We start from the raw sequence: 14,512 nt of genomic DNA, 5'->3' as shown, positions 1-14,512 counted from the left end.
ATTTCATAATAACCAGTCTTGACGCGGCTTAATCGGCTACGCATTATGCTGAGCAAAAAGGGGAACAAGATGAGCAATCGACAGGCAACGTTGAACGATGTGGCGCGCGAAGCGGGTGTGTCTCAGCAAACGGTTTCACGAGTGCTGAACAGCCCAGATTTAGTCTCGTCCCGTACTCGTGAAAAAGTGCTGCACGCGATGACCGTTCTGCACTATGTCCCGAACCGTTCCGCTCAATTACTGGCGGGTAAAACGATGCCTGCGCTCGGGCTAATCACTTCCTCTCTCACCTACCATGCTCCATCGCAAATCGCTGCAGCCATCAAAAGCCATGCCGAAGACCAGCAGTTGCAGGTTTCCGTTGCCATGCCAAAAGGCGCGGAATACGCGGCATTGCAGGTGGTGCTTAACGAGTTTCGCGCGCAAAACATACGCGGTGTGATTGCAAACCTGCCACTGGAAAGCTCACTCGCCGAGCGGCTGGCCCGGGAAAACGACGATCTGGCTTGTTTGTTTTTGGATGTTCCACCCGAGACGGATGTTTCCTGCGTTCGCTTTGATCACCAGGAGGGCTCTGGTGCTTGCGTAAAACATTTGTGGGAGTTGGGGCATCGACAATTTGGCTTGTTAGCAGGCCCGGCGGAGTCTATCTCTGCCCGTCTGCGCCTGGGTTGTTGGCGAGAATCACTTCATCGCTATGGCATAACCAATGCCTTCACAGCATGGGGCGACTGGAGTGCCAGTAGCGGTTGGGCAAAAACCTTCGAGCTTATGCACGCCAACCCGCGTATCAGCGCCATTATTGTGGCCAATGACCAGATGGCATTAGGCGTCTTGAGTGCGCTGGCGCAGCTCAAACGCACCGGAACCAATGCGGTTTCCGTAACAGGCTACGACGATACGGCCGACAGCCTTTTCTTCCAGCCGGCCTTAACCACTGTGGCACAAGATTTCGATTTGCTTGGCAAGCGGGCAGTTGAAATCGTGACGTCCCTTATGGCGCAATCATCTTCGTCGCAAAAAGTATTGAAGTTATTACCGACCCGACTGGTGGTGCGTGAGTCCACTTATCCGCATCCAGCCAATGAGTCGCAGAGTGAAATTGTCGAGCAGTTAAAATCTCTGATAAACAGTCTTTAATTAAACAGTAATGGCTATACGCAAGCGCGTGGTCGTTGGTTAATTCGGCAGCTATCAAAGGCCAGGATGTCAGTTGCTCGACACAACTTGACCGCTCTTCAAAATACATTGCATTAATAAGCTGAAATAATAAATCAAGTTATCCGACCCGATAACTCGTTCACTATTTCTGAAATGTGCCAGCTGCGCGTGGGTCGCGTTCGCCATTTTTCCTTAGCTAATGTCAATAATGAGGAGTTCAAAATCAAAAACGTTAAGCTGATGATTGAAGATGCTAATTCACTTGAAATGCGGGGATTACTGCGACGTTCAATGACCGTCTGGCAAAGTATTGCTATTGATACTACCGCCGATGATGAGGAGCGAAATCTGGCCTGGCAAAAGATAGTGCAAATTACCTCACTGCAGTCGCAAAAAATTCGTCAAGAAAGTGAATGCATTAAACGTGCATCTAACAAGATGAACAATGTCGACACTGACCGGCAACAGGTCATCACTTATTTAAAAAAGGGATTAAGCCCTAAAGAAATAAAAACATTAACTTATCGCTCAGATGCATTTATATATGGCTGCAAAAAATATTTATAAGTCATTGTTTAAGTACTTCATTGTTTGGTGCGAAGTTTTAACAACAAACAGCTATCTACCTGGCCGCCCAGGTAAATAGTTCATTAATGAACTATGGGTTTGCATTGTCCAAAAATGATTAAACATTGAATTGAACAGCTTTTCAGACGTATGAATATGTTAACATTTGTCGTTGACGCATTTATTAGCTAACTCTATAATCGCGAAATTAAGTGAAGGAACATTTTAAATGTATAATCAGATGTTATCTATAAACAGAACAAACCATCACATATCTACATTGTGCTAACATCAATTAAACATCACGTTAAAATACATTCCTACATAAATAACAAACAATAACTAAATAATAAAAGCCACGGTTTATATATCCTGAATAACTCTTGATATGAAAATATCACCTGATATTTCATGGATAGCGTTTTGAGCCTTCTTTAATCGATTTGATATGAGTACAAATAGAAAAATGGTTGATAAAGAGCTCATTCAACGTGAAGCTGAATCGCCCCGCGAACAAAATCCCGCATTACGTCGGGGTTACAACTGGTATCATTCGATTACTGGTAAAGTCGCTATCTATTTGATGTTAGGCATTTTAATTGCTTACGGTGTGGGTTCAGGTGCCGGTGTTTTTGAAGTCAATCGCATCTCCCATGAACAGTGGTTTAAACAAGCCGCCACCAATTCGCAAATCACCAGTTATATCATTCGCAATATCTACACCTCGGTGACAGTGAAATCTAATCACGAAGGCCAGGTGATCTCTATTGAGTCCGAACGCCCTTTGAGTGATGACGAAACGGTGATCCAGACCGGTTTTAACCCGGACGATATGCTCACCCTGGTGTCGACGCAAACCCACAATCCCACCTGGTTATTGCTGTACGACGAGAAACACGGTTTTACTGATTTCCATAACACCTCCGGTAAGCCACAAACAATCACCACGGTGGCAGACACGTCGAATCGCTCCGCATTAGAGAAGTATTACTGCGGCTTTGCCAGTATTGATGGCAAAGAGTATTTCGTTGGCTCGATTCCCATTGTTGACCCGTCCGGGAAACTTATCGGTGCGGTAGTCAGCAGTATCGGCGAACGCGACGCCCTGTTTGCCACGCATAATCAGCTTTTGATGCATACCCTGCTGATGCTGATTTTACTGCTCGGCGCAACCGTCATTGTGGTCAACTGGTTGGTGCGCAACCTGTTCCGCCCGGTTCCCCGCCTGATTCAAACCGTCACGCTGATTGCCGATGAAAAAACCGACCAGATGACGCCATTCCAGGATCAGGACGATGAAATTGGCGAGCTGGCTCGGGCAATTGAAAAGTTACGCGTGGCAATGGTTGACCGGGGTTATCTGCAACGAATGCAGGAAATGGCGCAAAAAATGGAATACATGGCGCATCATGATTCCCTGACGCTGTTACCGAACCGGGTTGCTTACCGCAATTCTATTGACGACCGGCTGATAAAATTGCGTACCGAAGGCAGTATCTTCAACCTGCTGTTGATTGATTTAGACAATTTCAAACCGGTCAATGACACCTGGGGTCACGTCGTCGGCGATGAGTTACTGATTGCTACCGCCGCACGTCTTTGCGCCCTGGTCGGCGAGAAAGATATGGCGATACGCCTCGGCGGGGACGAATTTGCCATTCTGCAACATGTGCATCACGACTCCCTTCCCGAGGCCGAAACATTGGCCAGAAAAGTGCTCGCCGCGCTAAGCGCACCTTTTACCTGTAGCGGGAACACCTTTACCATCAGCAGCAGCATCGGTATTGCCTGTGCACCGCACCATGGAAATACCCGTGAGGATTTATTCACCCACGCCGATCTCGCGTTATACACCTCGAAAAGTTACGGGCGGAACTGCTTCCATTTTTATTCTCACGGCATGACGATGAACCCGTCCAATAACCTGCTCTTTAGCCAGGAAATTGAGAACGGCATTAAAAACAATGAGTTCTTCCTGCATTATCAAAAAATCGTCAGCCTCAATCATTGCCGAACAACAGGTTATGAAGCGCTGGTGCGTTGGCAACATCCGCTTCGTGGCCTGCTGCAACCCCATCATTTTATTTCTGTTTCTGAAGATATCGGGCTTATCGCCAAATTGGGCGAATGGCTCATTCACAGCGCGTGTCAGGATGCAGCGAACTGGCCCGTGGCGAAAACCGTGTCGGTGAATGTTTCCCCGCATCAGTTACGCCACCCAGGAATTTTGGACACCATTCGGAACGCATTACAAGAAAGTGGCCTGGAACCTGCGCGTCTGGAAATTGAAATAACCGGATCTGAACCTCTCGACCGCGAAGTCACGTTGCCGATTCTTAATGCCATTCAGGCACTCGGTGTGGGGATTGTGCTTGATGGGTTTGGCACCGGCTTTGCGACGCTGGACTACCTGATTATTTTCCCGTTTAGCCACATCAAAATTGCGCGTCCATTGATTGATATGCTGGATAAATGTGAGGACCGACAAGCGTTGGTCAGCATGTTAGCGCGCTACGCGTTAAAACGCGGTTTGAAGGTCACCGCCGAAGGGGTAGAAACAAAACAGCAATATGAATTCCTGGCTTCTCTGGGCGAGGAAAATATGACGGCACAAGGCTATTACTTTGGTCGGGCCGTTGAAAACATAAGCGTTATGGCAGAACTGGAGCACGATGGAATGGAATCAACATGACACTTTTCATTAATCATTGGTATCAAACACTGTTCTCATTGTCTGCTGCCCTGCTGCTCAGTATCGGCATGCTGACTCCATCAACCAGCCGGGCCGATGAGGTGTTGTCTCGCCTCGCACAAACCAAAACCATCACTCTGAGTTATCAGACCGATGTGTTTCCTTATTCGTATGTCGAAGATAAACAGCCCCGTGGCTACTCTATAGATATCTGCAAGCAACTTATCGACATGCTTAAACAACAACTGAGCCTGCCGGGGTTACACATAAAATGGGTACCGGTGAGCACGGCTACGCAATTTTTAACCATCAAAAACAAAAGCGTGGATATGGGCTGCATTCCGACTATCTACACCCCGGAGCGGCAAAAAATAGTGACCTTTTCGGAACCCTATTTCTTCTCGGCCACTCGTTATGTTTCCCGTAAAGAAGACGATATTAGCGATATTACCCAGCTCAACGGCCACACGGTTATCGTGAAAAGTGGTACCGTTTTCGTCCGGCATCTTCAGGAAGCCAATTCTCAACATCAGTTATCACTGAATATTGACCTCGGCACGGACAATATTAAGGCTTTTTCAGAGCTGGAAAGCGGCGGAACCCCGGCGATAGTTTCCAGCGATGTTTTGCTCCTTGCGCAAATTGCGCTTTCTGGACATCCGGAAGAGTTTGTCATTTCCAAAGACTCTCTCAGCCCGCGTCTGCCGATTGCTTTTCCCATGCAAAAAGGCAACGCAGCTTTTATTGGGCTAATCAACGGCTCTCTAAAGCAGCTGATGCAAAGCGCAGATTTCATCAAAATTTATAACAAATGGTTTATGCAACCGATTATGCCTGAAGGCATTACCCTTAATTTACCGTTGTCGCCCGAATTAGAAAATTCTATTTCATCGGCAGCGTTTTACTCTTATTAACCCTTTTCGCTATTTTTCGCCCCATAAAAATGACGATAAATCAGACAAGTCGACACATGAAACAGAAACAACTTATGAATTACGCGCTAGGGTTTTTATTAACTTGTTTCGCCACAGGGGTGTATGCGGAGCCACAGATGTCGACGCTGGAGAGAATTGCCAGCCATAAATTGATTAATATTGGCTATCGCGACGCCCCGCCCTATGCTTATAAAACCAGCGACGGGCATGTAGTAGGATACGTTATTGACTTGTGCAAAGACGTCACCGAGTCGCTAAAAAACAAATTACACATTAACACTCTGGTGGTTAATTATGTGCCAGCGCCATTAACTATGCGCACCGCCATGCTTAACCATAATGTTATTGATATGGATTGTTCAGTCAATACCGATACCGTGAAGCGTCAAAAAATCGTTTTATTCTCTCACCATTACTTATCAGTCCATACTCGATTTGCCACGCGTATCAGCACTAATATTTACTCATCTTTTGATTTGGCGGGTAGAACAATTAGCGTGACAAAAGGCACCTCAGACTTAGTGAATATTAATAGGCTGAACCGTTTGCAGGAACTTAATCTGTTGATTCTGAGTCAACCAACCATGCAAGAGTCCTTTGAAGCTCTGAGTAACGGTAAGAGTTTTGCGGCAGCGATGAACGAAGTTTCACTGAAGGAGTTGGTGGAAAGCAGCGAAGATCCAGCGAGTTACCAGATTTCAGCACTCGCGCTCGGTGCGCCACAAGATCTGGGCATCATGATGCGCCATGACGATGAAGAATTAAAAAGTGTGGTTGATGCGAGTCTTGATAGTCGATTCAATCGCGCAGATTTCAAACAATTATTCAACCAATGGTTTAATAGCAATTTGCCTGACAAAAATATCAACCTGCATATTCCATTGACCGCTGAAATGTATAAATACCTGACTCGAAAAATGTAACTCCAGCATCACACTAAAAATATTTAGCCGTCGGCCAGAAAAAAATAAAAAAGGGAGAAAGTTAACTTTCTCCCCAATACACTGATATTCATTACATCAGTTGAAGTAACATGCAGAAAGACATTCCGCACAAAACACCATATAACAAATTACTCCGCGCCGTTTTACGTACACGTTTTTGAGAATGGATGGTTACGTCTTCCAGTCTTTTACGGACGCTGCGCGAAACCTGAGTATGGTGTGTTATGACATCTTTTGAACAGTGCCGGAACCTTGCAATGTCATCCCGTATAAACTCATCGACAACGCCCTTGTTGGCTTTGAGTTCGCGGACAATTCCTTCAAGCATTTTTTCCATGCCTTTTACCCGCAGGACAACATCTTCTTCCATTTCCAGTGACAGCATAATCCAAATCCATGATTAATAATAACACTCTGGGGGTAATTCATTTACCACCCATCCCTTTCAAGATAATAATGTCGTTAAGAAACACCCTAAGCAAGATAATAAACATTAATAAAACTTAAGTTGAAAATTTTTCAGGTGAGTTGCCGTTATATTGTTCACCTGAAAATAATCATTAATCACGCTCCCCGTTGGTTATTGCATCAATACTGTCGGGTAACAAACGAATTTCAGCAGCACGGCGATGCGCCTGCATTCCTTCGGTGCGACTCTGGCGCACTGCGGGTTGGGCAACCGCCGCAATGCCGTGGTCGTCAATCCACTGATGGGTGCAAATTTTTACGTAGGCGCCAACCCACAAACCGCCGGTATAACGCGCGGCTGCCATGGTCGGTAACGTATGGTTGGTTCCGCAGCATTTGTCGGAGAACACCACGCTGGCGTTTTGCCCAATAAACAACGAACCATAATTGCGAATTTTGCTGGCCGTGGCGTGTGGGTCGCGGGTGTGCACTTGCAAATGTTCGGTTGCCATATGATCGGCCCAGGCGATCAGTTGCTCTTCATCGCGACAGATAACAATTTCGCCCTGCCGCTTCCAGGCTTCTCCCGCGGTGGCAGCCGTTGGCAAGTTGGTTAGCTGACGCTCAATTTCTGCAAGTGTGGCGCGGGCAATTTGCGCACTGGTGGTCGCCATGCCGACACGGGTATGCACATCATGCTCGGCCTGAGCCAGCAGGTCGGCAGCCAAAATGCGCGGGTCGGCGCTGTCATCGGCAATCACATAAATCTCGCTCGGCCCCGCCAACGCGTCAATGCCGACTTTGCCAAACACCTGGCGTTTCGCTTCATTAACGAAGGCATTTCCCGGCCCGACGACTTTATCTACCACCGGAACAGATTCCGTTCCCCAGGCCATGGCGGCAATCGCCTGCGCGCCGCCGACTTTAAAGATGCGATGCGCCCCTGCAAGATGGCAAATAGCGATCATCGCCGGATGCGCGCCCGGTGGCAGGCAGGCAATAATTTCATCGCAACCCGCGACCACCGCCGGGACGATGGACATCACCGGGGCGGATAAAATCGGGTAGCGCCCGCCTGGCACATAACAGCCCACGGTTTGAATCGGGATAATGCGATGCCCTAAATGCACGCCCGGCAGCGTTTCGATATCCAGCGGCTGCATGGTGGCCAACTGCGCCTCGGCAAAGCGTTTCACTTGCGCAATGGCAAACTCGCTGTCCTTGCGGGTTTGCGGGTCAAGCGCCGCTAACGCACTGGCGATTTCATGCTCTGAGACTTCAAATTTCTCCGGTGTCGTTTTATCAAATTTGGCCGAATAATCGCGCAGCGCGGCATCGCCTCGTTCACGCACCTGGTCAATAATATTTTGCACCGTCGCGGTTAGCGTGCGGTCGGCCTGAACATCTTGCCCCTGCGGGCGCTTGATAAACTCAACATCAGCTTCAGAAATCGTGCCCATCTGTTACTCCTCCATTTGTCCCAATTTGATTTGTGCCAGCAGTGCCAGATGGTCGTAAACCACCCATTCATCGACGATTTTGCCGTTGACGATGTGGTAATGGGACATGCCCATCACGAACAGGCGTTCACCGGTTGGTTTGCCCAGTTCACCGTAACCCAGGTGATGGCCTTCCATAATCCAGCGCACCGCCACTTTGGTGCCGCCTTCTTCGCAAGGGTTAGAACAGATGTGCTGCGGCATCCACGCGCCGTCCGGGATCATGCCAATCAGCGCCAGCGTCTGGTGGATCACCGCCGCCTGGCCGTACAGCTCTTTCATTAATGGGCCATGCCACTGCACGTTTGGCGCATAAACGTCTTTAATTTTACCGAGCATGCGGCGGTTATAAATTTCATGCAGCCAGCGCAGGCACTGCTCTTCGGTATCGGTGTGAGCGATAGAAACGTCGCATTCCATTTCCGGCGGGTATTGCCCCAACATGCGACGGTTTTCACCGATGTCGGTCACGCGGAAGCCTTTATCAAACTGCTCTTTCGCCATGCCGTAAGCTATCGCATCGGTATCAAGTCCCAACTGGCGCATCATCGCCATGTTGTCGCTGACCACCCATTCGCGATAAATCTTGTTCTCGTGGATCATGCAATCCGCGACGGTGCGGGTCACAAAGGTGCGGTTGGTCGGTTTGCCCAAATGGCTGTATTGCGTGTGGCGGCCCGTGCCGGTCACCAGGTGGGATGTGTAAAAGCCGTCAACGTCGTTACCATTCCAGATAACCTGAGTCGCCATGCCGCGACGTTCCGGGAAGGCAATTAAACGCTGCAAAGTATCCTGCACCACTTGCTCGCGGTTATACATGGTGCCGAGCGCGTTATATAAAACGCAGTTGTGCGTATAGTGGGTGTAAATTAAACCCACGTCGCGTTCGTCCCATATTTTATGGGTGCAGCGCACGATGTAATCAACAATATCGGTATAGCAATCATCAAAGCCACGTAATGATTGCACGCGTGGGCGTTTCTCCGGCACCAGATCAATAAAGTCGCGGCGTTCGACTTGTAATACAGGTTCATCGCGTGTGGATTTGGTATTGCTTTTCTCTGAAGCGACTGGCGTTTTATTGGTTATTTCAGTTGAAGACATATGACCTCCTGCGTTATTTGAATGCGCGACAAAAATTGTCAGCGCACATTATTCATGGATAGGAATATCCCTCACCTGCAAATGGCGATAATCTTTATTGCTCTGTTCAGATATTTTGACGGGGAATGACTCCCCGCCGCTGTCAGTAATTAAAAAATCATGATTAATAAATCATGATTAATAAATTGCGATTAATTAAAAATCTGTGACCAAATCGCTAATTCATCGACACCCAAATATTCGCGAATAATTAAACCGTCGCGTAATTCCAGTTGGCTAATACCGGTAATAGAAACCGGGCGTCGTGTCGGTGTGCCAAACTTCCCATAACCGTCATGCCAGGTTAATAGCGACCAACGCAGCGACAGGCGAACCGGTTCGTTCGCATCCCGTCGCACAACTAAATGGTGCAGATGCGTTTCGCTGTCGGCAAACGATGCGCGATAACCCGATAAGAACCCGCCAATATCCTGCTCGCCCGTGCATAAAACATGCCCCGGCCCGTGTAATGTGGCGGCGGGATGATAAAGCCCCGGCACCACGCCGCTGTTTCCGCCAGCCCACATCGACAAATAACGTTCCACCAGCCCCGCTAATGGGCCGTCAACGTCATCGCCTTCCGGGCCGCCAGCCCAACGGGCGTCCATCTCTTCAGCGCTGATATTTTCCAGCCCCGCTTCGCGGCGTGCATCCGCCAACTGGCGAGCAAAATCACGCACTTCCACACCAGTTTGCAAAATGATGGCGGCGCGGTCTTGCAGCAACCATTCCTGACGCACCGCGCCTTGCGCGCACACCCGGTCGGCCCAGGTGCGCACCCAGATAGATTTGCCGCTCGGCTTACCAAAGAACCCTTCGCCCTGATGTTGAATACACGCCACGGTACGCTGGGCGGCGTAATACTCCGACTGCGGCGAATGAGAACAGAGAATATCTTCAGTTAATACCGTGCGTTGCGGGAAACTGTGCATCGCTTCGAGTGTCAGGCGCATAAACTGTGAGAGGTCATTGAGCTGTCTTTCCGGGGTGTTAAACACCACTGGTGTTGCGTAGAAATCCGCCAGTTGGCCGATGTCTTTTTGCTCCCACACCACATGGGTCAGCGTCAAAATAAACTGCTGGATAGAATCAAACTGAGGGCTAAAGCCCGGCAACCTGGTCATTCAACCTCCTGCGGCTGGAATAAAAACAGCCCGTCTTTTTCGATAACGCCAGAGTGTGGACGCCTTGCGGAGTGTCGCACCACCAGCACGCCGGGAACCACAACCTGCTCCGGCTCAATGTTTTCACTTTCAATTTGTTTCATCAGCAGCGCTAGCGTGGCGCTGACCATGGCATCCACCGGCTGCGATGCGGAAGTCAGCGCGTAAGACGGCCAGCCGGACGGGCCGGTATCGTCATAACCAATCACCGAAAGGTCTTCAGGAATGCGCAGGCCAAATTCAAAACGGGCGACGTCCATTACGGTGAGCGCCATATGATCGTTGGCGGCAAAAATGGCATCCGGTGGATTCGGTGCTGAAAAGAGTTCCCATGCCGCTTTTGCCGTTGTTTTCGCATCGTAATCGCCCTGCACCACGCGCACATTCTCGATTCCATGACGCTCTAAAGTGCTGATGTACCCGTTCTGGCGCGCCACGTTGACCGAAGAATCCGACAGCCCGGCAACATAAGCGAAACGCTGGTGTTCTCCCGCCAGCAAAAACTCGGCAATCTGCCGGGCGGCGGCTTCGTTATCGGTATTCACGCTCGACGCCGTGGCATTTTCTTCACTGCGATTAAACAGCACCACCGGGATCCCGGCGGCGACACACTCTTCTGAAAGCTCAACCGAAAGCGATACCGAGGCCAGCACAATGCCATCCACACGGTATTGCATGATCTGGTCAAAAATCCGGTCGACGTTACCGTCGCGGTCGCCGACAAACAGCAGCAGGTGGTAGTTCAGCTCATCGAGTTTTTGCGCCAACGCTTCCAGCACCTGCGGGTAAAACTGGTTATCAAAATAGGACATCACCACGCCAACGATGCGCGAACGAGCGGTGTTCAGCGAGCGGGCAATGGCATTTGGCCGATAACCCAACTCACGCGCCGCCTTCAGCACCTTTTCACGGGTGGCTGGCGAAATACTCGCCCCCGGTGTGAAGGTCCGCGATACCGCCGATTGTGATACCCCCGCCACTTGCGCCACTTGCTGCGAAGTCACGGGGCCAAAAGTCTTACGTTTCATGTTTTGGTATTCCTTCTCCGCATCCCAATGGAATGCCTGTTTTTTATACTTACACCAACTTTGCATGCGTATGCAACAGACAAAATTATTTTTTTCACATTTACACCATCGACCTTTACAAAATTGAAACCTTTTCGTAACTTCAATTTTTGAATACGTATTCATAGGACGTATACATACTATAAAAATACGCCGTCAGTTTTACCGGTAACGCGAGTTCGCGACAAAGGAATGCACCGGTTAATGCCGTACTTGATTGGTTATAACCCACTAATTATTAAGAGGTTCACCACCATGTTTCGTGCACTATTTAGTCGATCCGAAGTCAGACTGTTTTTTACCATTAGCGTACTGTTCTTCATTTGCATTCACAGTATTGATGCCTTCCTCGCCCCGATGTTAATCAGCGAAGGAATGCAGCCTGAAGTGGTGGGAATGATTATGGGTGCCAGCGGATTAGCGACGTTGTTCGTGCGCTTCCCGATTGGCATTTTGTCCGATGTGGTGAAAAGTAGAAAAATCTTTATCCAGTTCAGCCTGCTGTTGCCGCTGGTGACCTGGCCGATTGCCTATTTTGAACCTAACGCCACCACGTTGTATCTGGCGAAAGCGGCCGATGGTTTTACGGCAGCGACCTGGGTTCTCTATAACATCCTGTTTATCCGTTACTTTGATAAGAAAGAAGCGCCTGCTGCCGTTGCTTTACTGGCTCTGGCCGGGCCGTTGGGCGTGTTCCTTGGCAACTGTATCGGCGGGTTGTTGATTCACTATTTTGACAAAAGCATCGGCTATTTTGTCTCAAGCGTTGCGGCCTTGCTCGCACTTGTCCTGACCTTCCGCATTAAAGAAATTCACGATGCCGCCCGCGCACCCACTCTGAAAGCCTGCCTGACCAGCGCAAAACGCCAACTGGCCGATCCGTCTGTATGGTTTATCGGTTTACTGGCGACGATTGTTATTCTCGTGCCGTTCGCTACCCGCGATACGCTGACGCCAATTTATGCCCAGCAGCTCGGCGCAAAAGCGGGGATCCTGACTTTACTCAGTAATATCCACCTGATTTTCTACGCGCTGGCTATCGCCTTGTGTAGTTCGGTGTTTTATAAGCGCCTGGGTCTGGTGAACACCGCAGTGATCGGCATTATTCTGCAAGTGATTTCCAGTATTGGCATCCCGTTCACCACTAATATGACTCTCATTTATTTCTTACAGGCGATGGCGGGTTTCTCGTTCGGCATGGCGTTCGCGGTGTTTATGTCCTTGAGCGTGGTGAACACGGTTGAAGATGAGCAATCCACACGCATGGGCTTGTTCCAGACCATTTATTCCGTCGGCATGTTTATTGGCCCTGTCGCCATGGGCTTGATGCTGCAACATATTAATTTGTCCTCAGGTTATCTGGTGATTGGTGCGCTTTGTGTGGTTGCCGCGTTCCTGACACCAATGGCGGCTCGCAGTGTGGAATTGCGCCAGGTTAAAGCGGCGCAAAGAAATATGCCGAAAGTTTCATCCGCACAGGAATATGCCAATAAGACCAGCCAGTAAATTTAATACGTCACACTTTATTTAATCCGATACGACCCACTCACCCGCTTTGCCGGGCGGGACAGTTACGCATATAAAAGGAAAGGAGAGCGTCATGGCGCAATATTTAAAAACCAGTAAATCATTATCTGAACGTCAGCAAGCCAATAAACAAATCAGTATTGTGGTTGAAAATACGCTGGCCGATATTGAACAACGCGGTAACGCAGCGATTCGTGAATTATCCATTAAGTTCGATAATTACGACCGCCAGGATTATCGTTTATCGCAAAGTGAAATTAATGCCTGCATCAAACAATTAAGCCGCCAGGATATTAAAGATATTGAATTCGCTCAGCAGCAAGTTTTCAACTTTGCCACGGCGCAAAAAGGTTGCCTGACGGATTTAGAAATTGAAACGCGCCCCGGTGTTATTCTCGGTCACAAAAACATCCCCATTAATGCCGTCGGTTGTTATGTCCCTGGGGGTAAATATCCGCTATTAGCCTCCGCGCATATGTCGATTATTACCGCCAACGTCGCCGGTTGTTCACGCATTATTAGTTGTGCACCGCCGTTTAATGGCCGCCCTGCCCCGGCAATTGTTGCCGCACAAGCAATGGCGGGCGCGACCGAGATCTACGCGCTCGGCGGCATTCAGGCGATAGGCGCGATGGCGCTTGGCACCGACACCATCGCGCCTGTCGATATGCTGGTCGGCCCTGGCAACGCGTTTGTGGCAGAAGCCAAACGCCAGCTGTTTGGACGCGTGGGCATCGACCTGTTTGCCGGGCCAACGGAAACGCTGGTGATTGCCGATGAAAGTGTCGATGCTGAAATGTGCGCCACCGACCTGCTCGGCCAGGCCGAACACGGCGTGACGACGCCAGCGATTCTTCTGACCAATTCCCTGAAACTGGCGCAGGAAACGATGCGTGAAGTGGAACGCCTGCTGACGCAACTCCCTACAGCAGAAATTGCCCGCCAGGCGTGGCGCGATTACGGCGAAGTGATTGTTTGCGACAGCTACGAAGAAATGTTGCAAGAAGCCGACCGCATCGCTTCCGAACATGTGCAGGTGATGACTAACCGCGATGACTGGTTCCTCGCCAATATGACCAACTTTGGCGCATTGTTCCTCGGGCCACGGACTAACGTCGCGTACGGCGATAAAGTCATCGGCACCAATCACACGCTGCCAACGCAAAAAGCCGCGCGTTATACCGGTGGATTGTGGGTCGGCAAATTCATGAAAACCTGCACCTGGCAGAAAGTGCTGAGTGATGAAGCCTCAGCGGAAATTGGCAGCTATTGCTCGCGCCTGTGCCAACTGGAAGGTTTTTCCGGCCATGCAGAACAAGCCAATATCCGCGTGCGCCGCTACGGCAATCAGCATGTGCCCTACGCTGGCACCGTTCCGGCGGTGGATATCGAGAAGGCGTCGTAAT

General features: G+C 49.6%; 12 protein-coding genes. 7 read left to right on the top strand and 5 right to left on the bottom strand.

Annotated elements, in window-relative coordinates; all coding sequences use genetic code 11:
- The first annotated feature begins 69 nt into the window (after positions 1–69).
- The 5 genes from D6029_RS04530 to D6029_RS04510 all read left to right on the top strand — a co-directional run bounded on the left by D6029_RS04530 (position 70) and on the right by D6029_RS04510 (position 6,278).
- Positions 70–1,140 carry a LacI family DNA-binding transcriptional regulator gene (locus D6029_RS04530; protein ID WP_120063615.1) on the top strand — a complete coding sequence of 357 codons (1,071 nt, stop codon included), beginning with the start codon at positions 70–72 and terminating at the stop codon, positions 1,138–1,140.
- A 189-nt stretch (positions 1,141–1,329) separates the two neighbouring features.
- Complete coding sequence (locus D6029_RS04525) at positions 1,330–1,728, top strand: hypothetical protein (RefSeq protein ID WP_147365220.1); 399 nt, start codon at positions 1,330–1,332, stop codon at positions 1,726–1,728.
- Between the two features lie 448 nt (positions 1,729–2,176).
- A complete protein-coding gene (locus tag D6029_RS04520; RefSeq protein WP_120063613.1) occupies positions 2,177–4,420 on the top strand; it encodes an EAL domain-containing protein in 2,244 nt (747 codons plus the stop codon).
- Positions 4,417–5,334, top strand: coding sequence for an amino acid ABC transporter substrate-binding protein (locus D6029_RS04515; RefSeq protein WP_120063612.1), 918 nt, complete (start codon positions 4,417–4,419; stop codon positions 5,332–5,334). The genes D6029_RS04520 and D6029_RS04515 overlap by 4 nt, the downstream gene beginning before the upstream one ends.
- Positions 5,335–5,408: 74 nt before the next feature.
- On the top strand, positions 5,409–6,278 hold the full coding sequence (locus D6029_RS04510; RefSeq protein WP_167455967.1) for a transporter substrate-binding domain-containing protein: 870 nt from the start codon (positions 5,409–5,411) through the stop codon (positions 6,276–6,278).
- Between the two features lie 91 nt (positions 6,279–6,369).
- Here D6029_RS04510 and D6029_RS04505 read toward each other — a convergent pair whose 3' ends face one another.
- The 5 genes from D6029_RS04505 to D6029_RS04485 all read right to left on the bottom strand — a co-directional run bounded on the left by D6029_RS04505 (position 6,370) and on the right by D6029_RS04485 (position 11,540).
- Positions 6,370–6,684 (bottom strand): hypothetical protein, encoded by a 315-nt coding sequence (locus tag D6029_RS04505; protein ID WP_120063610.1) that lies wholly within the window; start codon positions 6,682–6,684, stop codon positions 6,370–6,372.
- Positions 6,685–6,859: 175 nt separating this feature from the next.
- Complete coding sequence (gene hisD, locus D6029_RS04500) at positions 6,860–8,167, bottom strand: histidinol dehydrogenase (RefSeq protein WP_120063609.1); 1,308 nt, start codon at positions 8,165–8,167, stop codon at positions 6,860–6,862.
- Positions 8,168–8,170: 3 nt separating this feature from the next.
- Positions 8,171–9,310 carry a nuclear transport factor 2 family protein gene (locus D6029_RS04495; RefSeq protein ID WP_120063608.1) on the bottom strand — a complete coding sequence of 380 codons (1,140 nt, stop codon included), beginning with the start codon at positions 9,308–9,310 and terminating at the stop codon, positions 8,171–8,173.
- Between the two features lie 191 nt (positions 9,311–9,501).
- Entirely contained in the window at positions 9,502–10,473 is a 972-nt protein-coding gene (locus D6029_RS04490; RefSeq protein WP_120063607.1) for a nuclear transport factor 2 family protein, read from the bottom strand.
- Positions 10,470–11,540 (bottom strand): LacI family DNA-binding transcriptional regulator, encoded by a 1,071-nt coding sequence (locus tag D6029_RS04485; protein ID WP_120063606.1) that lies wholly within the window; start codon positions 11,538–11,540, stop codon positions 10,470–10,472. Before D6029_RS04485 ends, D6029_RS04490 begins: the two co-directional genes overlap by 4 nt.
- Positions 11,541–11,834: 294 nt before the next feature.
- On the opposite strand from D6029_RS04485, the gene D6029_RS04480 reads away from it, so the two are divergent.
- Complete coding sequence (locus tag D6029_RS04480) at positions 11,835–13,085, top strand: MFS transporter (RefSeq protein WP_120063760.1); 1,251 nt, start codon at positions 11,835–11,837, stop codon at positions 13,083–13,085.
- Between the two features lie 94 nt (positions 13,086–13,179).
- Entirely contained in the window at positions 13,180–14,511 is a 1,332-nt protein-coding gene (gene hisD, locus D6029_RS04475) for a histidinol dehydrogenase (protein ID WP_120063605.1), read from the top strand.
- The last annotated feature ends 1 nt before the right edge of the window (position 14,512 follow it).

Source organism: Buttiauxella izardii (assembly GCF_003601925.1).
Taxonomy (GTDB): Bacteria; Pseudomonadota; Gammaproteobacteria; order Enterobacterales; family Enterobacteriaceae; genus Buttiauxella; species Buttiauxella izardii.
This window is presented reverse-complemented; position numbering and strand designations above follow the sequence as displayed.

Coding starts and splice junctions, on each gene's coding strand:
- D6029_RS04530 (WP_120063615.1), top strand. CDS start 70: ATGAGCAATCGACAGGCAACGTTGAACGATGTGGCGCGCGAAGCGGGT.
- D6029_RS04520 (WP_120063613.1), top strand. CDS start 2,177: ATGAGTACAAATAGAAAAATGGTTGATAAAGAGCTCATTCAACGTGAA.
- D6029_RS04515 (WP_120063612.1), top strand. CDS start 4,417: ATGACACTTTTCATTAATCATTGGTATCAAACACTGTTCTCATTGTCT.
- D6029_RS04510 (WP_167455967.1), top strand. CDS start 5,409: ATGAATTACGCGCTAGGGTTTTTATTAACTTGTTTCGCCACAGGGGTG.
- D6029_RS04505 (WP_120063610.1), bottom strand. CDS start 6,684: ATGCTGTCACTGGAAATGGAAGAAGATGTTGTCCTGCGGGTAAAAGGC.
- hisD (WP_120063609.1), bottom strand. CDS start 8,167: ATGGGCACGATTTCTGAAGCTGATGTTGAGTTTATCAAGCGCCCGCAG.
- D6029_RS04495 (WP_120063608.1), bottom strand. CDS start 9,310: ATGTCTTCAACTGAAATAACCAATAAAACGCCAGTCGCTTCAGAGAAA.
- D6029_RS04490 (WP_120063607.1), bottom strand. CDS start 10,473: ATGACCAGGTTGCCGGGCTTTAGCCCTCAGTTTGATTCTATCCAGCAG.
- D6029_RS04485 (WP_120063606.1), bottom strand. CDS start 11,540: ATGAAACGTAAGACTTTTGGCCCCGTGACTTCGCAGCAAGTGGCGCAA.
- D6029_RS04480 (WP_120063760.1), top strand. CDS start 11,835: ATGTTTCGTGCACTATTTAGTCGATCCGAAGTCAGACTGTTTTTTACC.
- hisD (WP_120063605.1), top strand. CDS start 13,180: ATGGCGCAATATTTAAAAACCAGTAAATCATTATCTGAACGTCAGCAA.